This is a genomic window from Nocardia jiangxiensis NBRC 101359, assembly GCF_000308615.1.
Classification (GTDB): Bacteria; Actinomycetota; Actinomycetes; order Mycobacteriales; family Mycobacteriaceae; genus Nocardia; species Nocardia jiangxiensis.
Genome location: NZ_BAGB01000163.1, coordinates 30,859 through 48,872, shown reverse-complemented (window position 1 = coordinate 48,872; position 18,014 = coordinate 30,859). Strand labels below are relative to the sequence as shown.

General features: G+C 67.2%; 17 protein-coding genes. 6 read left to right on the top strand and 11 right to left on the bottom strand.

The annotated features are described in order from the left end of the window. Nucleotides 1-3 precede the first annotated feature (3 nt). From ON40_RS38990 to ON40_RS38980, 3 genes are read right to left on the bottom strand one after another with little or no spacing between them, the layout of a single operon-like run. Complete coding sequence (locus ON40_RS38990) at nt 4-1,269, bottom strand: aromatic ring-hydroxylating oxygenase subunit alpha (RefSeq protein WP_040830465.1); 1,266 nt, start codon at nt 1,267-1,269, stop codon at nt 4-6. Beyond that, nucleotides 1,266-1,877 carry a carboxymuconolactone decarboxylase family protein gene (locus ON40_RS38985; protein WP_040830463.1) on the bottom strand — a complete coding sequence of 204 codons (612 nt, stop codon included), beginning with the start codon at nt 1,875-1,877 and terminating at the stop codon, nt 1,266-1,268. Before ON40_RS38985 ends, ON40_RS38990 begins: the two co-directional genes overlap by 4 nt. Next, entirely contained in the window at nt 1,874-2,674 is an 801-nt protein-coding gene (locus ON40_RS38980; protein WP_083896248.1) for an SDR family NAD(P)-dependent oxidoreductase, read from the bottom strand. The genes ON40_RS38985 and ON40_RS38980 overlap by 4 nt, the downstream gene beginning before the upstream one ends. 368 nt (nt 2,675-3,042) lie before the next feature. Here ON40_RS38980 and ON40_RS38975 point away from each other — a divergent pair, with 368 nt between their 5' ends. Together ON40_RS38975 and ON40_RS38970 are read left to right on the top strand one after the other, a co-directional pair. Next, the gene (locus tag ON40_RS38975; protein ID WP_040830462.1) at nt 3,043-3,669 is read left to right on the top strand and encodes a TetR/AcrR family transcriptional regulator; all 627 of its coding nucleotides are present in this window, start codon (nt 3,043-3,045) and stop codon (nt 3,667-3,669) included. Nucleotides 3,670-4,010: 341 nt separating this feature from the next. Next, nucleotides 4,011-4,478, top strand: coding sequence for a response regulator transcription factor (locus ON40_RS38970; protein WP_040830534.1), 468 nt, complete (start codon nt 4,011-4,013; stop codon nt 4,476-4,478). A gap of 53 nt (nt 4,479-4,531) precedes the next feature. Here the strand turns inward: ON40_RS38970 and ON40_RS38965 are convergent, their stop codons facing one another. After that, nucleotides 4,532-5,146: a class I SAM-dependent methyltransferase gene (locus ON40_RS38965; RefSeq protein WP_040830461.1), complete on the bottom strand. Its 615-nt coding sequence runs from the start codon at nt 5,144-5,146 to the stop codon at nt 4,532-4,534. A 72-nt stretch (nt 5,147-5,218) separates the two neighbouring features. Here ON40_RS38965 and ON40_RS38960 point away from each other — a divergent pair, with 72 nt between their 5' ends. Next, a complete protein-coding gene (locus tag ON40_RS38960; protein ID WP_040830460.1) occupies nt 5,219-5,641 on the top strand; it encodes a MerR family transcriptional regulator in 423 nt (140 codons plus the stop codon). Between the two features lie 21 nt (nt 5,642-5,662). Here ON40_RS38960 and ON40_RS38955 read toward each other — a convergent pair whose 3' ends face one another. Continuing rightward, on the bottom strand, nt 5,663-6,313 hold the full coding sequence (locus tag ON40_RS38955; RefSeq protein ID WP_040830533.1) for a TetR/AcrR family transcriptional regulator: 651 nt from the start codon (nt 6,311-6,313) through the stop codon (nt 5,663-5,665). A gap of 229 nt (nt 6,314-6,542) precedes the next feature. On the opposite strand from ON40_RS38955, the gene ON40_RS38950 reads away from it, so the two are divergent. Next, nucleotides 6,543-8,339 (top strand): hydroxysqualene dehydroxylase, encoded by a 1,797-nt coding sequence (locus ON40_RS38950; protein WP_040830459.1) that lies wholly within the window; start codon nt 6,543-6,545, stop codon nt 8,337-8,339. Here the strand turns inward: ON40_RS38950 and ON40_RS38945 are convergent. The 4 genes from ON40_RS38945 to ON40_RS38930 form a co-directional block, all read right to left on the bottom strand. Then, complete coding sequence (locus ON40_RS38945) at nt 8,306-8,968, bottom strand: oxygenase MpaB family protein (protein WP_051194251.1); 663 nt, start codon at nt 8,966-8,968, stop codon at nt 8,306-8,308. The two genes, ON40_RS38950 and ON40_RS38945, sit on opposite strands and share 34 nt — an antisense overlap. A 714-nt stretch (nt 8,969-9,682) precedes the next feature. After that, the gene (locus ON40_RS38940) at nt 9,683-10,960 is read right to left on the bottom strand and encodes a sensor domain-containing diguanylate cyclase (protein WP_051194250.1); all 1,278 of its coding nucleotides are present in this window, start codon (nt 10,958-10,960) and stop codon (nt 9,683-9,685) included. A gap of 133 nt (nt 10,961-11,093) precedes the next feature. Further along, nucleotides 11,094-12,194, bottom strand: coding sequence for a terpene synthase family protein (locus ON40_RS38935; RefSeq protein WP_245568184.1), 1,101 nt, complete (start codon nt 12,192-12,194; stop codon nt 11,094-11,096). 277 nt (nt 12,195-12,471) lie between these two features. Further along, nucleotides 12,472-14,862 (bottom strand): acetyl-CoA acetyltransferase, encoded by a 2,391-nt coding sequence (locus ON40_RS38930; RefSeq protein ID WP_040830458.1) that lies wholly within the window; start codon nt 14,860-14,862, stop codon nt 12,472-12,474. Nucleotides 14,863-15,077: 215 nt separating this feature from the next. On the opposite strand from ON40_RS38930, the gene ON40_RS38925 reads away from it, so the two are divergent. Beyond that, complete coding sequence (locus ON40_RS38925) at nt 15,078-15,800, top strand: hypothetical protein (protein ID WP_157186722.1); 723 nt, start codon at nt 15,078-15,080, stop codon at nt 15,798-15,800. Nucleotides 15,801-15,847: 47 nt separating this feature from the next. Here ON40_RS38925 and ON40_RS38920 read toward each other — a convergent pair whose 3' ends face one another. Further along, nucleotides 15,848-16,375 (bottom strand): MFS transporter, encoded by a 528-nt coding sequence (locus ON40_RS38920; RefSeq protein WP_040830456.1) that lies wholly within the window; start codon nt 16,373-16,375, stop codon nt 15,848-15,850. 369 nt (nt 16,376-16,744) lie between these two features. On the opposite strand from ON40_RS38920, the gene ON40_RS38915 reads away from it, so the two are divergent. Then, the gene (locus ON40_RS38915; RefSeq protein ID WP_040830455.1) at nt 16,745-17,467 is read left to right on the top strand and encodes a nucleotidyltransferase domain-containing protein; all 723 of its coding nucleotides are present in this window, start codon (nt 16,745-16,747) and stop codon (nt 17,465-17,467) included. Here the strand turns inward: ON40_RS38915 and ON40_RS38910 are convergent. Further along, nucleotides 17,400-17,783 (bottom strand): NmrA family NAD(P)-binding protein, encoded by a 384-nt coding sequence (locus ON40_RS38910; RefSeq protein WP_040830454.1) that lies wholly within the window; start codon nt 17,781-17,783, stop codon nt 17,400-17,402. The genes ON40_RS38915 and ON40_RS38910 overlap by 68 nt on opposite strands. Nucleotides 17,784-18,014 lie beyond the last annotated feature (231 nt).

The window sequence follows — 18,014 nt, the reverse complement described above, 5'->3', positions numbered from 1 at the left end:
TGCTCACACTCCCGCCGGTTCGCGCCGGTATTGCTCGACCCAGTCGGCGACCGCGTGATGGAAGTGCCGGACCAGGATCTCCTGATCGTTGACCGGGAATCGGGTGATCCCGGCGCTGCGATACGCCTGCTCCAAGGCGGTCTGGGTGCCGGTGAGCATGCCCGCGTCCTGTAGCGCGAATTCCTTGAACACCACCGAGGCGACCTCGTGTTCCACGCGTTCGCGCACGGTCTGCGCGGGCTGGTAGCACAGCATGCCCTCGAACCGGTGTGTGTTGTGGGAGGTCGGCCAGTAGCGATAGAGCAGATACCAGCCGCGGTAGATGAGGATCTCGATATTGGGGAAGATCTGGAAGTTGTCGATACCCCACGGCTCGACGCGTCCGGGATTCAAACCCGTTGGCAGGTCACCGAGTTCGGGCGATTCCCACGGTCCGACCAGGCCGCTGCGGGTGATCCGCTCGATCGGGTACATGAACTCCGGCGGCAGCGTCCAGCGTCGCGCGCCGCCGGTGCTGACCATCCGGTGCGGGCCGTCGAGCTGAAAGTGCGCGCACTCGAAGCCTTTTCCGGCGCGGACCGCATTCGGGATCTGCTGCGGATGCAGGCCGGGGACGTGGTAGTACTCCTGGAACGCATCGGCGAACAGTTTCCAGTTGCTGCGGTTGTCCGCGGTGAACTCGTACCACTCGGTCATCCGGTCGAACGGGTAGCCGTCCAGGGCGGTCACCATGGGACCGAGGAATTCTCGCAACGTCTGGCGGGGTTCGGCGGCGAGGTTGACGAACACGAACCCGTTCCAGACATCGCAGTGCACGCGAACGAGTCCGGAGTCCTTCTGGTCGAGATCGAAGAATTCGTCCGGCTGCTGCACGAACTCCAATTCGCCGCCGAGCCCGTAGCGCCAGCCGTGGTACTTACAGGTGAATTGACGACAGACGCCGGAGGATTCGGCGCGCGGATCATCGGTCCAGACGAGTTTGTTGCCGCGGTGGCGGCAGACGTTGTGGAACGCGGTGATCGCTCCGTCGCGGTCGCGCACCACGATGATCGAGGTCCGGGCCGCGTCGATCTCCTTGGTGAAGTAGCTGCCGGTTCGCCGAAGTCGTTCGACGCGGCCGACATTGAGCCAGGCGCGTTTGAAGATCGCCTCCCGCTCGAGTTCGAAGAATTCCGGGGACACCGAATCCTCGAACGAGATCGGGGCGGTGCCGAGGTCCGGATAATGCTCGGTCCAGCTGCCCTCGGCGGGTTTGGGCCATTGCCTCACGGTTGCTCCTTGATCTCCGGGGGTGCGAACGGCGCGTGGTCCATCTCCGGGTCGGGTTGCAGGTCGACGCTGTTGAACACCAGCGCCAGACACAGATACGACCCGGCCACGAACAGGACCTCGATGAGCTGACGAGCGTCGAAATGGGTTGCCAGGCCCGCCCATGTCGTGTCCTCGATGCGGTATCCGTCGAGCAGCTGATCGGCCGCGGACAACAGCAGCCGCTCCACCGGCGACCAGACCGGGTCCTCGGGACCGCGGGTGACCGCTTCGACCTGGTCCGCGGTGACGCCACAGTCCAGGGCCAGTCGCGCATGCTGGGTCCACTCGTACCTCGCGCGGCTGCGCCAGGCGACCCGCAGGATCAGCAGTTCACGGTGCCGCGGATCGATGGCGGGGCGATCGAGCAGCGCACCGTTGTAGGCCAGCCACGCCGCGCCCAATTCGATGTGATGGCCCAGAATTCCGAGCACGTTCGGCATCGGGGGTGCATCGGGCGCGCCGGACAGATAACGGTCCGCCAATCCGACTCGCCCGCGCAACATTTCGCGAGCGTGCGCGTCCCACTGGCCGGGTGGCAGCGGGACCAGGCGCGGGGGAGTGGTCATATGACCGACCCGCCGTTCACGCCGAGTACCTGGCCGGTGATGTACCCGGCCTGCTCCGAGCACAGGAACAGGCACGCGGCGGCGATATCCGCACCCGCGCCGAGGCGCCCCACCGGGATCGCCTTGGCCATGGTGGCGTTGTCGGGGAGGTTCCCGGTCTCCTGCGATCGGCGTGACATCGGCGTATCGATGCCCGAGGGCGGGATGGTGTTGACGGTGATGCCGCACGGCGCGTATTCGCGGGCCAGCGCCTTGGTCATCGCGACGACCGCGCCCTTGGAGGCGGTGTAGTGGACCATGCCGGGGGAGCCGCGCTGGGCGCTCGAGGAGGAGATCGTCACGATCCGGCCCCATCCGGCGGCGAGCATGTCCGGGATGACGGCCTGCGCGCAGTGGAACGTCCCGGTCAGATTCACCTCGACGATCCGATGCCAGTCCTGCGGCGTGATCTCGGTGAACGGGGCGAATCCGACCAGTCCCGCGCTGGTGACCAGGATGTCGATCGGTCCGAATTCGGCGCGGACCTGCCGCATCGCCTCGAAAACCGCCTCGCGATCGGTGACGTCCACCGCGTGGGCCAGCGCCGTCGCGCCATCGGCCCGCAGCTTCTCGGCGACCTCGTCTGCGGCGGTGCCGTCGATGTCCAGGACCGCGGTGCGATAACCGTGTGCGGCGAAGGATTCGCAGATGGACCGGCCTATGCCGGATGCGCCGCCGGTCACCACGGCCACCCGGCCGGCGGCCGTCGCGCGCGAATCGGGCGATCGGCCCTGGTCGGCGCGGTTCGTATCGCTCATCGCAGCTCCGTTCGTAGACCGCGCTCACCGGCGGATCGGGCGGGGTGAACGTCGGGAGCAATGCCCCGCGCAGCACCACATTCTCGGATCGGCCGCGACGGGACGGGCCCGTCGCGAAGCTCTCGGATCACCTCGGAGACCAGGCTCCGAGTGAGTTAATCGACTGCCTAATTTAGGCGAGTGATTAAGATATACGGCAGGGCTGTCGGAGCTGTCAATAGTCTTCGCGTGGAGGCGTTTCCGGCGGTGATGTGTCGCGAGCGCCCGACTCCGGCGGCCGTACACTGGGCGAACAGCTCGGCCGTTGCTGAGCGATCGCCGTCGCACCGCCGTGGACGGCGCATCCCGCGCCCGCAGGAGGTCATCGGATGAAACCGGGCACGGGTCCCGAGGATTCGCCCACTCGCACCGCGTTACTGGACGCGGCCGAGCAGGTCATGCTCGAGGAGGGCTATGCCGCGGTGAGCACCCGTCGGCTCGCGGCGCGGGCCGGAGCCAATCCCGCGCTGGTGTACTACTACTTCGGCACGATGGACAACCTGTTCATCGAGTTGTTCCGGCGCGGCGCCGAACGCAGCTACCGGCGGCAGAGCGAGGCGCTGGCCTCCCCGCAGCCGCTGTGGGCGCTGTGGGAGGCGATCCACGATCAGTCGCACACCGCGCTGACCATGGAATTCGTGGCCCTGGCCAATCACCGCAAAACCATTCGCGCCGAGATCGCCAACTCCTCCAAGCGATTTCGCGCCCTGCAACTCGACGAGGTCACCAGGGTCCTGGACGCCTACGACTACCACTCCGAGACCTACACCCCCGCCGCGGTGGTCCTGCTGATGTCGAGTGTCTCGCGGTTCCTGCGGATGGAGGAGGCGTTCGGTGTGGATGCCGGCCATCGCGACGTGACCGCGTTGCTCGAGACGCTGCTGCGCGAACTCGAGGGTGACCCGCGGCCCGTCGATTGGGCGGCCGTCGCCGAGCACCCTGGTTGCCGTTCCTAGCCGACAGGATCGTCGAGTCGATCCCAGCGGCGATCTCGGGTGGTCACGGCCCTGTGGGAGCCGTCTGGCGGGCTCGTTGCCGTTCGGTCACGGATGTGTCGGCGAGGTGTACCGCCGCTGCTCCCGAGTGAACGGCAGGTCGATGAAAGATCACGAAACGGTCGCAATCGACGTTCCGGGCGAAATTTATTGCCGCTTTCATTGCTGAACAATTGCTACCAGGCATAGCGTCGAGGTCCGAGAGTCGCACAACCGACACCGCTGGGCAGCAGTCACAACGAGGTCGATCACGACGCGGAGCAGCAGAGGGGTCGGGGGATCCCGCAAGCGAGGACTGTGCCATGAACCAATATCCGCACCCGATGTCCGCAGTGCCGAATACACCCGCCCCGCTGGGCGACGATACCTCCGCCCCGCTGGGCGACGGAAAACTCGTGGTGGCCAGAGTGCTTGTCGCCGAAGGCAATCCGGCCACCGCCGAGATGGTCGTCCTGGTCCTCGAACACGCCGGTTACCAGTCCATGCGTACGGGTACCGGACGTCAGGTACTCGCCGCCGCCCCGCAGTGGCATCCGGATCTGGTGCTCCTGGATCTGGATCTGCCGGACCTGCCCGGTCCGGACGTGTGCCGACGATTGCACCAGATGGTCTCGGCCCCGATCCTGGCGGTGTCGACCGAATCCGATCCGGAGGCCGCCGAGCTGGCGATGGCCTGCGGGGCGTCCGATTACGTCCGCAAGCCGTTCCGGACGATGGACCTGCTCTCCCGCATCGAATCGCGGCTGGCGGGCAGCGTGCTGGGCGGCTGATCCGCGAGCAGTCCGGCGGCTGATCCGCGAGCGTGGCCGACGCCCGCGCCGGATCAGGCCCGGACGCTGTGGACGACCCAGAAATCGTGCCGCCCCAAGGTGATTCGCTCGACGCGCGGGTCCGCGAATCCCGCCGCCCGGCACAGGTCGGCGAACGATCGCGCCTGATCGTCGGTCCAGCCGTGTGCGGCCACACCGGTGGCGCCCACCGGTGAATATCGCTCGACGGCCACGAATCGCCCGCCCGAGATCAGCACCCGCTGCACCTCGGCCAGAGCGGTCGTGACATCGGGCCAGTGATGCACGGTCGCCACGGCCAACGCCACCGTGACCGCGCCGTCCTCGAGCGGTAGCCGTTCCGCGACACCCTCGGCCCAGCGGATCGACGGACCCCGCACGAGCAGACGAGCCAGCCGCAACATCATCGGCGACGGATCGACCCCGGTGACCCGAGCGCCGCGCCGGGCGGCCGCCCGCACCGCCGCACCGGAACCGCAGCCGATGTCCAGGACCCGATCCGATTCGGTCACCGCGGCGGACTCGACGACCATGCGGGCGCGTCGTCGCCCGGCGGCCAACATCAGCGCGCCGGCTGCCAGCCCGGCGGGACCGGAGAATCCGGGGTGGTCGGCGTGATGGTTGACGGGCAGGGTCTGCGGCGAGTTCATCGAACGTCCTCCTCGGGAGCGGCTGGTGTCACCACCTTGCAAGTTCAAGCCGACTGGAGGTCAAATGTCGCCATGGACCTGATCCCGATCGGGGAGGCCGCGGCGAAACTGGGCATGGCGACCTCCGCGCTGCGGTATTACGACGAGCGTGGCCTGGTGCGCCCGGCCGCGCGACGTGGCGGCAAGCGGATGTACGACCGGGAACAGCTGCGCCGCTTGGCCTTCATCAAGGTGGCGCACAGCCTGGGGCTGCCGCTGGAGACCGCGGCGGCGGTGCTGGACGCGCCGAGTCCGCAGTGGCGCGAGGTGCTCGAGCGGCAGATCGCCGAACTCGAGGAGGCCATCACGCGGGCCCGCACCGCGCAGACCTTCCTGACGCACGCCGCTCGGTGTCCCTCCGACCATCCCGCCCGCGAATGTCCGACGATGCTCGGCGGCCTGGACGCACTGCTGGCCGGAACGCCGGTCACCGACCTCATGGACGAAAACCATTGAACGCGAACTGATTCGATCGGCTCAACGCGGCAGTGAGCGATCCGGGTCGCCGTAGACGACGAGCCAGATGGCGCGGCCCAGGGCGCGGGCGAGCTGCTCGTCGTCGATCGATTGCTCCTCGCCCAGCGCGGTGGAAATGGATCGCTCGACCATCGAGGTGAGCACGATCGCGGTCGCGGTGACGTCGCAGGACCGGTCGACCCGGCCGCGTCGCTGCTCGATGATCAGCCGTTCGCAGATGACGTCCTGGAAGCCCTGCACCCGCTCGCGCCAGTAGCGGCCGACGTCGCGGTCGTAGGCGGCGACCTCGGTCAGGGCGATGAGAACCAGTCGGTGCCTGCGGAATTCGGCGATCATCCGGCGCATACCGGCGATGGTGTGCTGCACGTCGGTGTGCTCGGCGTGCCACCAGTTCTCCGCGGCCCCGAACAGGTCCTGGCTGGCCAGGTCGGCCATCCGGATCAGGAGCTGGCTCTTGTCCGGGAAGTGCCGGTAGAAGGTCGAGCGCGCGACGTGGGATGCCGCGGCGATGCGCTGCACGGCCAGTTCGGTGTAGGGCGTCCCGTCGGACATCAGGCGTTCGAGAGCGAGCAGGACCTGTGCCTCGAATTCCCTACGCCGCTGGTCGGATTGCGATCGGCGGTTCGTGGTGACCCGCGTCAACGAGGGCATGGGCACCTGTGCGTCACGGTCATGCATTCCATTGTGCACACGGCGTGCCCGGCCTCTCGATTTCGCGGACACGACCGGGTGTGACGGCTTACCATCCCAACATCGGACATAGTGTCCGAGACATAGTGACCGGAGAGGTTCGATGGACTCCGCACGCCGCCGTCGCCGCCCTCCTCGATTGCTTCGCACCCCCGCGGCTTCGCGCCGTACCGAATACCCGGAGCTTGGCATGAAAGACGATCGCGACCGTTCCGATTCGACAGCTGTGGGCCGCCGCACGATCCTGCGCGGCGCCGCCCTCGCAGGGGCCGCGGTGGTCGCCACTACGGCGACCTCACATTCAGCACGCGCCTCGGCGCGCCCGATCGCGGCTCGGGCGAGTTCACCGGGGCGGGAGGTTGCGATCTTCGGCGGCGGGATGTCGGGATTGTCGGCCGCGCACGAACTCGCCGAACGTGGCTACCGGGTGACCGTGTACGAGCCGTCGTATCTGGGTGGCAAGGCGCGCAGTATGGGCGTGCCCGGCACTGGTCGCGGCGGGCGCGCTGATCTGCCCGGCGAGCATGGATTCCGGTTCTTCCCCGGCTGTTATCAGCACGTGCCCGACACGATGGCCCGGATCCCGTTCCCGGGAAATGCGAACGGCGTGCGGGACAACCTGATTCGCGTGGAATCCGCGGTCGTCGGATTCCAGGATCGGCCGCCGATCTTCGCGCCGGTCGGCTTCCACGGCCTGGCCCAGCTCACCCCGCAACTCGTGGAATCCTCTGTGGTGTCGGCCTTCTCGTTCATTCCCGCCCTGCCGCCCGCCGAACTGGCCTTCTTCGGCAAACAGGTTGCGATGTGGTTCACCAGCTCCACCGAGCGGCGGTTCGGGCAGTTCGAGTACATCTCGTGGGAGGACATGCTGCAGGCGCAGGGCAAATCCGAGGCGTACCGGGAATATCTCGTCGCCGCGCTGACCCGGATCACCGTCGCCGCCAAACCGCATCTGAGTTCGGCGCGCACGATCGGCACCATCGGCCAGGCGCTCGTCCTCGCCGGGACCGGGCTCTACCCGCAGTATCAGGGCGGGGCGGACCGCATCCTGAGCGGTCCCACCAACGAGGCGTGGATCGATCCGTGGGTGGCGTATCTGCGCTCGCTCGGTGTGCGGTTCGTGATGGGCGCTCGCGCAACGCGATTGGACGTTCAGGATCGCCGGATCACGGGCGTCCAGGTGGTCGGCGGCGGGGTGGGCGGAACCGTCACGGCCGACTGGTACGTGTGCGCGATGCCGGTCGGCAAGGCGACGGCGTTGTTGAACGGGCCTGTCCTGGAAGCGGATCCGTCGCTGGCGGGGATGCGGCAGCTGATGACCGACTGGATGGTCGGCATCCAGTTCTATCTGACCCGGCCCACCGACCTGCCCGAAGGGCATATCGCCGCGCTAGGCACGCCGTGGGCGCTGACCGCGCTGCGGCAGGCGCCGATGTGGCGGGGAGATTTCGCGGCGAAATACGGTGACGGCCGGATCGTGGAATGCCTGAGCGCCGATATCTCCGACTGGGATTCGCCCGGCATCCTGTTCGGCAAACCGGCCAAGCAGTGCACCGCCGACGAGGTGGCCAAGGAGTGCTGGGCGCAGCTGAAGACGTGGCTGAACACCTCCACCGACTGGCTGCGCGACGAGGACATCGCGTCCTGGCATCTGGACCCGGGCGTCACCTGGTCGGGCGGGACCACTCACAACGAAACACCGTTGCTGGTCAACACGATCGGCTCGTACAACCATCGTCCCGAGGCGCACTGCGCGATCGGGAATCTGTTCTTCGGCGGCGACCACGTGCGCAGCCACATCGATCTGGCGACCATGGAGGGGGCGAACGAATCCGGGCGCGCGGCCGCGAACGCGATCATGGACGCCGCGGGCGATCCCGGCGCACGCGCCGGAATCTTCCCGCTGGTCGAACCGCCCGAACTGGAGCCGTTCAAACAGCTCGACGCGGCCCGCTACCGCGCCGGTCTGCCGCACATCCTGGCGTGAGAAGTCCCCTCAGGCAGAATCTGCCGGGCGCGTTCGGGCATCAGGCCGTTGGCCAGCCACAGGTTGAACGCCATCACCGGCCGCCAGATCACCGACCACAGCGGTTCCGGAATGCCCGGCAGGGCCGGAATCCGGGTGCGGTTCAGGTCCAGGGCGAAATCGGTGGTGGGGTTGCGTTCGAGCACCTCATCGATGGTGCGGTTCCAATATTCCTGGAACTCCGCGTAATTCGAGACCAGCACCCGATCGGACAGCCCGTACATGCGCCACCAGGTGACGCCCTCGGCGATGAGCTGATCCTTCTGCGCATCGGTCAACGGAGTGCCGAAGTACTCGTTGATCGCGATGTTCAACTCGATGAAGGTGGCGTGTGTCCACCAGTACACGTCCGGGTTGAGGGCGTGATACCGCTCGCCGCGCGAGTCGATTCCCTCGAGCGGCTTGTGATAATCGCGCACCCGCTCGGCCTGCGCCTCGTTGTCCGCGTCGTAGATCATGCCCTGGATCTGCGGCACCGACCGTACCAGCCGATCCCACGGATTGTCGAAGAAGTTCGAATGCTGTTGCAGCGCAGCGCCTACCGCTGGATGCATGTTCTGCAGGATGCCCGTGCGGCCGAGAAACAGCATGTTCCGTCAGTCACCCGCATACTTCCAGGTGAGCGAACCGGGGCCGATCGGCGCACCGGGAAGGACCGGCGCATCGGCGGTCGCGACGGCAGCCTGGTTGTCCGGATCCACGATTTCGCAGCCTCCTTGCCGAGAAAAAGATATCGTGAGAAGGAATATAACCCACCGTCTCATCAGGTGCTCGACTCGCTTGTGGGGCGCGATGATCTCGTGCGGCCGTTGTGGCCGGTCACGACCGAGGGTGTGCGCGCCCTGGAGTGCCCCGGGCTCGAGGTAGATACGGGCCGCCGTCGCAGCCGTGCGTGCTGCGGCGAATCATCGTGTGAACCGAAGGGATGCGGCTGATGCCCGAGCGCAGAAATATCCGGATCACCGGGGCGAGTTCGGGGCTGGCTGCGCAGATGGCGCGCGAATTCGCCGACGAGCTGTCTGACATCCTCAACACTGACGTGGCCCCGTTCTGCCACGGCCAGAACCACTCTGGCAGCGTCCCGATCTCGACTGGCCGCGAAACCGCAACCCTCGCATCGGAAATTCCTCTCGTGCGGTTCCAGTCTTCGCTTGGTTCTCGCAAAGCAGGAACTGCACGTCATGGTCGTGTGCCCGGTACGTGTACCGCACCACCCCATGCATTCATTCGAACATGTATCGAAAGAAGTTGCCATGCGCCACAAGCGATACGGCCATCAGCGGGTGAGTTCGTCGCCGCGCCGATCACTCGGGACGGGGAGTCAGGGGGTGGCTGTGGCGGTCGGTGGTGCGATGCGATGTGCGCAGAACCGAGCGGCCCTTGTGGTTGGCCTTGGCCAGGTACAGGACGGTGTCGGCGGAATCGAGCAGCGACTCCGCATCCGAGCCCGCCAGCGGGGTGACGATGGCCCCGATGCTCGCGGAGACGTGCAACTGGTGGCCGTCGACGGCGATCGGCTCGACCAGAGCCGACTGCAGGCGGTCGACGACCGTGGTGACCACGTCGTTCTCCGCCGGTGGCGGGATCAGGGCGACGAATTCGTCACCGCCGATCCGGGCGATGAGGCAATCCTGTTCGCGCACACTGTCACCGAAGCGGGTGGCGACCTCGGTGAGCACCCGGTCCCCGGTGCCGTGACCGTACATGTCGTTGATGGGTTTGAACCTGTCCAGGTCCACGAAGCACAGCCCGACATGATCGTCGTCGCCGACACCGGCGGACACGGTCTCGATGCGTTCGAGCAGGCAGCGGCGGTTGGGCAGGCCGGTGAGCGGATCGTGCCGGGCCTGCCAGTGCAGTTCCTGCTGTAGTCGATGCCGCTCGGTCACGTCCTCGCCGACGGCGAGCAGATAATCTCCGTACCCCTGGGTGCCCCTGACGAAGGTGATGGAGAACGCCACCCAGCCCACGCTGCCGTCCGAGCGCAGCAGACGTCGTTCCATCCGGACCGAGCCCTCTCCGGCGGGCACCAGCTTGTCGAAGATCAGCGACCGGATCTCTTCCTGATCGTCGGGGTGGGCGAAATCGTAGATCGAGATTCCGCGCAGCTGTTCGACCGGCACACCGATCATCTCGGCGAGTCCGCGATTGGCGTCGACCAGCGTCCCGTCCGTGTCGCCGATGGCGATCGCGATATCGGCGCTGTCGAACACGACGCGAAAGCGCGCGTTCTGATCCTGCCGGAGCTGCTGCCGGGTCAGGTACATCTGATGGCCCTGCGCCACGGCCGCACCGAGGACGGCGAATCGGGCGCCGGCATCGGTGCGGTCGGAGTCCTCGGCCAGCGGTTGCAGGACCTGGACGGTGCGGATCGGGACCGTGGTATCGGTCCATCCCGCATCCGCCAGGGCCTCACCGATTTTGGCGCCCGCGGCCGGATCCAGCTCCGGCGCCAGGAGTCCGGACAGGAAAGTATCGACCAGCTGTGTCAGCAGCCCGCGGGCCACCTCCAGCTCCGCCGGGCCCTCGCCCGTGGTGGACAGTGCCCGCCACCAAGCAGTGAGCAGGGCATTTCGGTCCATACTCTCCAGCACCCCCTCGATGTCCGGCGACCGATCGGCATACCCCTCACCGATCGGGCGCAGTCTTGCCTCTCACACTAGATCAAAATCGCGAGAAGCTGTTGCGCGGAATATTTCCGGCTGGTGGGAGTGCTCATGCGGCGTGGTTCTCGTCGAAGATCGAGACCCCCTTGTATCGCGGGGTGACGATCTGCCAGGCCCAGGTCGCCTGCACGCATCCGACCAGGTCCCGCACGTGTGCGGCCACCGAATCCGCGGCCTTGCGGTCGGTGGAGTCGGCGTATTCGGCCAGCACCTGCTCGCGCAGGAGGTGGAATTCGGTGAGCCGGTCGCGCACGATCGCCGCGGCGCCGTGTACCGCGTCGGCCAGGGTCGCGCCCGGTGTGTTCAACAGCCACACCGGAATCAGGTTGAAGTCGGCGCCGTCGGCGATGCACTCCTTCTCGAAGGAGAACATGTCGTTCATCAGGGCGCCGATATCGGCGGTGAGCCGCTGCAGCCGTCGTAGCCGGGCGGCCGAGTCGGGGTCCGAGATGAGGTCCCAGGGCAGATAATCGTCGCGGCCGTACTCGCACATGGCGATTGCCGGATACATGCCGGAGACCTCCGAGCGCAGGTCGATGTAGGCCGTGACGCTCAGCAATCCGCCGCGGGCATCGGTGTTCTGATCGCGGATCGCGGTGCGCAGATGTTCGGCCGTCGAGCTGAGGAACTGATCGAGCCAGCCCGGTTCGGCATCGCGGGCCAGCAGCTCCAGGAATTCGGCCGTGGCCACCTCTTCCGGAGTCGGATCCGTTGCCGGGCTTCTGGTTTCGAGCATGTCACGTAATCGGCCCGCGGTGTGCGAGGCGCGTAATCGCTCCTCCTCGGACAGGTGCGCGAACTTCTCCCGGCCGACGGTGTCGTTGAGCCAGAACAGGATCGCGTTGAAGATCCCGATGATCGTCATCCGATCGGCGGTAACCGCGTTCGGGTGCAGATAAGGCGTCATGCTGTTGTAGTGCGCACCGCCTGCTTCCAGCCAGATCTCATGTCTGCGACAGAAACGTTCCACTTCGGCGAGCGCGTACTCGCCGAATCTGTTGGGCCGGAATTCCCGGCAGTAATCCTCGATATCGCGGTCCGGTGTGCTGAGCAGTGCCCGCAACGACCATCGCTCGCCTTGTTCCACCAGCGCGTCGTACTCCGATCGCATTGCGACCAGCGCTGTTTCCACCGTCGTCTGTTCACTCACCACGGGATTGCCTCCCCGGCCCATCCGATCCACCAACCACCCAGAGACGGTCAGACCGACTGGTGATACTCGTTCCAGTCGGTGCTTAAAGAGTAAGCAATAATGCCGAATCGGACAGCCTGTCCGATGATCATCGCTGGTGAGACAGCTATCCGCAGGGCGCGTTTCGGCAACCACGGCATGGGATCTCGGCCGGACCGATACAGCTCGAGTCTTGATCCGGCGTAATTCTTCTACCGAAGATCTCGGTTCCGAGTTCGTGTCTCGGCGAGAACGATCACGCGTTGCGCCAATGTGGTTCCCGGCCTTCGTGATAGGCGGTCATACCGTCGACCGGGTCGCGGTGGGCGACGAGCGCGTCGGCCAGGACGGCGGTGTGCGGGGCGGTGTTCTCGGCGTCGGGCAGGGTTTCGGTGCGGGCCAGGAAGTTCAGGGCCGCGCGGGTGGCGACGGGGGAGCGGGCCACGATGTCCGCGGCCATCTCCCGGGCCAGATCCAGGGCCTTGCCCTGCGGTGCGGTGCGGGTGATCAGACCGGCCGTGAGCGCCTCGGTGCTGTCGATGCGACGTCCGGTGAGGATCATGTCGTAGGCCAGCGCCCGGCCGACCACGTGCGGCAGACGCACCAGGATTCCGGTGCCCGGCGGCATGCCGAGGGCGGTGTCCGGGACGGCGAAGGTCGCGGTCTCGTCCGCGATGCTGAGATGACAGGCCAGCGCGAGAGCCAGCCCGTCGCCGTCCGCGCGGCCGTTGATCGCGGCGATCACCGGCTTGGCCGGTGTGGCATCCAGCGGCGAGGCGTCGAATCCGTTGTGCGGCTGGAGCATGAGTTGCAGTGGTGACCGGATGCCGTGCAGGTCCGCGCCGAGGGAGAACGCCTCGTCGCCCGCGCCGGTGAGTACCGCGACCCACAGATCGTCGTCGTGGGCGAAGGCGGTGAGGATTTCGCCGAGTTCACGGTAGGTGTCGCCGTTGAGGGTGTTGCCGTTCGCGGGCCGGTCGATGGTCACCTCCAGAATATGTCCGGAGGTCGAGACCGAGACGGTGCCGTATTCCGTTCGCAAGGCCGGAATACGTTGGGCCAGTCCGGTATCCATCGACTCGCGACTCAACGTGACATGGTTGCCCGCATCGCCGGAGCGGACGAACACCCGTCGGCCTACCGGCTGTTCGGTATCGGTCAGGACGCGAGTGGTCTCGCTGTCCAGCGGTGTGGCCAGGAATCGGCGGCCGTCGTCCAGGCGGCCGACGACGGTGGCGCGGGCGGATCCGCTGGAACCGTAACGGAGAACGAAACTTTCGATCGTGCCCCAGCCCTCGGGGCGGTGGGCGACCGGAATGCCCGGCACATCGTTCAGTTCGGCCTGCACGGATGTGGTGGTCCGGACGCGCCAGGGAGCCGGTGTGGTCGAGTAGACGCCCGCGGAATGTTTGCTCAGCACACCGCCGTTCGCGGAGACCAGGCCGTACGCGCCGGGCCGATCACGCAGTCGTGCAACGGTTTCGACGATGGCGTGGGTGGTGTAGTTGTTGCCCGGTCCGCCGAAGAACGGCAGCCCGCCGGTGACGGTCAGGCCGCGCGGATCGGCCGGATCCAGGCCGAGGCCGTCGCACAGATTCGACACCGCGATCGGGAAGCAGCTGTACAGGTCCAGGGTGGTCAGCTCGTCCAGGCCGATGTCGGCCATATCCAGTGCGTGCCGCACCGCCGCGACGGCGGCCGGGCTGCGATCCAGATCCGGGCGTACCAGCAGTTCTCGTTCGGCGAGGTCGGCGTAGCCGTGCAGATACACCCGCTGCGATTGCGGAATCCCCAGTCGGTCAGCGGTTTCCGTGGACGTCACCAGCACCGCGGCGGCCTGGTTGACCTGATCGCGGGCGACCAGGAAACGCGGGTAGATATCGGTGATGAGCCGGTTGCGCTCGTCCACCCGCACCAGTTCGGCGGCATCGCGTTCGATCGGGGCCGCCGCATGCGGATTGGTCGCGGCGACCGCGCTGAATCGGCTGAACAGCTCACCCATCGTCTGTGCGTACTGTGCCCGGGACTCCCCGCGCCGTCCGCGGCGGGCGTTCTCCAGCATCGCGTAGCTGACCGCGGGTTCGACCAGATGGTGCCGCACCGCGTAGAACGGCGTCATTCCCTGAATGGAATAGCCGCGATCCTCGAGCGGACCGCTGTCGGACTCGGTGAAGTCGGGGCGTTCGGTGGGCGGCAGGCCCGCCAGATGCCGGACGGTCGAGATCGTCTCCGCGCCGACGAGTACCGCGGCGCCGCACCGGCCCCCGGCGATCTCCCCGCACAGCTCGTTGAGCAGCTGTTGTGGGCTCTGGCCGCCGGTCGGACCCAGGATCGCCCGGGACGGGTCGGCGCCGACGCGGCGCGCGATCGCCCGCGGGACGTTGTCGGGTGCGCCGAGCGCGGCGGTGGCGTAGGGACTCGAATCGTCGAATGCGCGCACGGCCGCGACGATGTCCAGGGCGGCGGCGAGCGCGGCCGGATCGGCGGTGGAATCGCTGAGTGCCGCGCGGACGGCTTCCGCGGCCAGGTCGGCGGCCGACAGTGCGCGATATCCGGCGTCGTCGAGCCGTTCGGAGGCTTGGCCGACGCCGACGAGTACCGGAGTATCCGGGGAGATGGTCACCGATTCGGGTGAGGTGTCGGACATGATCGCGGCACTCCTTCCGGCCTGCAGCAGGTGTGATCCGCACTGGGACGGGCTTCACACTGCGAGCGGCGGCAGCCGCGTGGACACTGTTCTGGACATCCGTTTTACACCGTATCAGGACGGTTCGAGAGGAAGGGGGTCCCGTCACGGACCCGCAAGAGACGAATATCCAGTCCTGGGGGCACAGCGGGCCGCGCGGCTGGTTGGATGGGGGTGTGCCGAATCCCCTTCGCCCACAAGCGGTTGCCCTGCTCGATGAACTGTCCACCAACGGCGCGGATTCGGGGGTGTGGTCGGACCTGCGGGAGGAGCTGTACTACCGGCACATCGGTGAGCACGCCTGCGCGGCATTGCCCGCGCTCGCCGCTCTGGCCCGCGAGGGCGTCCCGCTGACCCGTCTGCGGGCGATCGAACTCGCGGGAGACCTGCTCGCGAGGGCCGATCCGCACACCGGATCCGTTCGCGAGCAGTACGCGCAGGACATCGCGACACTGCTGAGCCTGGTCCGGGCGGATCTGGCGACGAAGTACGCCGAGCAGGACCACGAGCCGGACGCCTTCGTCTACCGCATCCGCAGCATGCTCGCCCTCGAAGGGGAAACCGAATGGTCCCGCCGGCTGGCCGGACTGCTGGGCGGCGAATTCGAGATCAAATGTCCCGAATGCTCCGCGGTGATGTTCGTGGCCCTGGGCACGCACGGCGTGTTCACCTGCTGGGACGACGACTCGCTCGCCGACGACGCCGACGACACCGAACTCGTGCCCACCGTGCCCACCCGGCTCACCGGCCTGGCCCACCGTCTGCACACCCTCGCCGTCACTGTTCGTCAACCGGTCCTCGCCCGGCACCTCACCTATCTGTTCGGCCGGACCACCTGTCCGCGCAACGCCCACGAGTTCACCCCGGCCGATACGATCGCGGGACTGCCGGGTAGCTAACCGGTGCCTGGAAAGGGTTGCGGCACCGAGAACTTCGGTGGCGTTGCTCAATCCTGCCGATCCACTTTCCGAGGACGGCCCGCGGCTCCGAAGGCCAGCGCCGCCGCGGCGACGAGGCTGATGGCGGCCAGCACGAGGGTGGTGTGGTGCATGCCGTCGAGGAAGCCGGTGCGGGCCAGGTCGAGCAGGGGTTGCGCGCGAGGGCCTGCTTGGTGGGCCAATTCGGTTGTGGCAGCCAGGGAATGGGAGACCGGGGTTCGGGCGGGTTCGGGGAGACGGGGCAGGGCGGGTGCGATGGCGGAGTGGTAACCGGCCGCGAGAACTGTTCCGGCGACCGCGATTCCGACCGCAGCGCCGATTTCGCGAGCGGCGTCGTTGACCCCTGCGGCCACGCCGTGCGTGTCCACGGCGGTGTCGGTCATGATCGCGGTGGTGGCCGGTGCCGCGGCGAGTCCGAGTCCGGCGCTGATGACGAACAGCGGGATCAGCACGCCGAGATATCCGGAGGACGGGGTCAGGCGGGTCATCATGCCGAGTCCGGCGGCGATCACGACGCGGTTCTCATCGCGGCTCACTCGCCGACGCGGTGCGCAGCCGGGGCGGTGGGGATGGGTGACACCGCCCCGACTGCTTCTCGCCCGCTGTCGCATCCGCGCGGCATGAGAGGCGGTAGCCGCATCGGGACGAGCCGACGCACCGAACCACGCGAGGGAGCGCAACGTGGCATCGGGTCGAGATCGCAAGGGCAACAGCGGTATTCGAGCGGACAGGGCGAATTCTGCACCCATTCGCCCCGTCCGCTGCCACGGTAACCCGGCAAGCGCACGGTTTCCAGGCGAACCAGCACTACTGGGACCATTCACCGACCCACAGCATCCGAACCTGTGAATCCGACAGTGTCACCACAGGTTCGGGCCACCCCGTCCCGATGCCACGATGGGGAGATGCCCGCCATCCCCGTCGACCTCGCCCGCAACCTGGTACTCGCCCACTTCCCACAAGCCCGCGCCGCCTGGCTCGGCGGCAGCGTCGCCCTCGGAACACCCACGGCGACTTCGGATCTGGACATCACCGTGCTGCTCGCAGGTCCACCCGCGCCGTATCGTGAATCGCTGAATCACGAGGGATGGCCGGTGGAGCTTTTCGTCCAGACCGAGGAATCGGTCGCGCATTTCCGCGCCGCGGAGCGGGTCGCACGGCGTCCGGCCACGGCACGACTGATCGGGCAGTCGTGCATCCTGCTGGACGTGGACGGCAGCGGCGAACATCTGCAGGAGGACTGCGCACGAGAACTATCCGAAGGTCCGGAATCGTTGAGCGAAAAGGAGTTACGGGCCATGCGCTACGAGGTCACCGATCTGCTCGACGATCTCGCGGGCTCGCACGATGCAAACGAGCGCCTCGCGATCGGCGTCGCCTTATGGCAGGCGACGGCCCGTCTGCTGCTCACCGCGAACCGGCGCTGGCTCGGCGGCGGCAAATGGCTGCAACGTGAACTGGTGGCCTTCGACCAGGTCGGTAGCACGGACTTCGGCCGCTCGCTGGCAGACGGGATGCGTGCGATAGCGCTCGGCGACGTGGATCCGATGACCGCGGTCGTCATCGAAGTTCTGGATCAGGTCGGCGGGCGACTGTTCGAGGGATTCCGGGCGAGCGGTCCCGCTTGAACCAGTCCTCGGTGGTGTCCTGTGCCGTCGCGCGCAGCCAGTCCTCGAAAGTCATCATCTCGGGGTGGAGTTCGCGCAGATGCGTGAGATCTCTGTCCAGGCCGAGGATGTCGCGTGCTCGGAAGAACTGGAACATCGCCGCGTAGTCGTGGCCGATGCCGGGCATCGTCGACCGCAGGGAGTTCGGGGGCATCGAGTGGTACTGGCACGGAGTCCCCGTCACTCGCTCGACCGTGGCGGCTATCTCGTCGCCGGTCAGGCTGTCCGCCGTGACGGCGAGATCGCGGGCGCCCCAACTCTGCCAGTTCCGGAACATGAAATCGGCTGCGCGATGTCGCGCGGAGCCGAGTCGTCCTGGCCACCCGGACCGAGGATTCCGGCCTCGTGGCGGACTTCCGGCAGTGCGCCAGAGAACATCTCACTGCCTGAGAAGCGTTCCACCGGCCGGGCGCACACCCGGAGTAGGACCGAGCTCGATGGGCCCGGCTCATTCGCCGGTCCGGGACTCGTGCGGGCGAACCGTCCGGCGGATCGGGGGGAGTTTGCG

Excerpts from the sequence above, each read along its gene's own strand:
- ON40_RS38960 (WP_040830460.1), top strand. The coding sequence starts at position 5,219 with ATGGACCTGATCCCGATCGGGGAGGCCGCGGCGAAACTGGGCATGGCG.
- ON40_RS38980 (WP_083896248.1), bottom strand. The coding sequence starts at position 2,674 with ATGAGCGATACGAACCGCGCCGACCAGGGCCGATCGCCCGATTCGCGC.
- ON40_RS38915 (WP_040830455.1), top strand. The coding sequence starts at position 16,745 with ATGCCCGCCATCCCCGTCGACCTCGCCCGCAACCTGGTACTCGCCCAC.
- ON40_RS38940 (WP_051194250.1), bottom strand. The coding sequence starts at position 10,960 with ATGGACCGAAATGCCCTGCTCACTGCTTGGTGGCGGGCACTGTCCACC.
- ON40_RS38965 (WP_040830461.1), bottom strand. The coding sequence starts at position 5,146 with ATGAACTCGCCGCAGACCCTGCCCGTCAACCATCACGCCGACCACCCC.
- ON40_RS38975 (WP_040830462.1), top strand. The coding sequence starts at position 3,043 with ATGAAACCGGGCACGGGTCCCGAGGATTCGCCCACTCGCACCGCGTTA.
- ON40_RS38950 (WP_040830459.1), top strand. The coding sequence starts at position 6,543 with ATGAAAGACGATCGCGACCGTTCCGATTCGACAGCTGTGGGCCGCCGC.
- ON40_RS38945 (WP_051194251.1), bottom strand. The coding sequence starts at position 8,968 with ATGCTGTTTCTCGGCCGCACGGGCATCCTGCAGAACATGCATCCAGCG.
- ON40_RS38985 (WP_040830463.1), bottom strand. The coding sequence starts at position 1,877 with ATGACCACTCCCCCGCGCCTGGTCCCGCTGCCACCCGGCCAGTGGGAC.
- ON40_RS38970 (WP_040830534.1), top strand. The coding sequence starts at position 4,011 with ATGAACCAATATCCGCACCCGATGTCCGCAGTGCCGAATACACCCGCC.
- ON40_RS38910 (WP_040830454.1), bottom strand. The coding sequence starts at position 17,783 with ATGTTCCGGAACTGGCAGAGTTGGGGCGCCCGCGATCTCGCCGTCACG.
- ON40_RS38930 (WP_040830458.1), bottom strand. The coding sequence starts at position 14,862 with ATGTCCGACACCTCACCCGAATCGGTGACCATCTCCCCGGATACTCCG.
- ON40_RS38955 (WP_040830533.1), bottom strand. The coding sequence starts at position 6,313 with ATGCCCTCGTTGACGCGGGTCACCACGAACCGCCGATCGCAATCCGAC.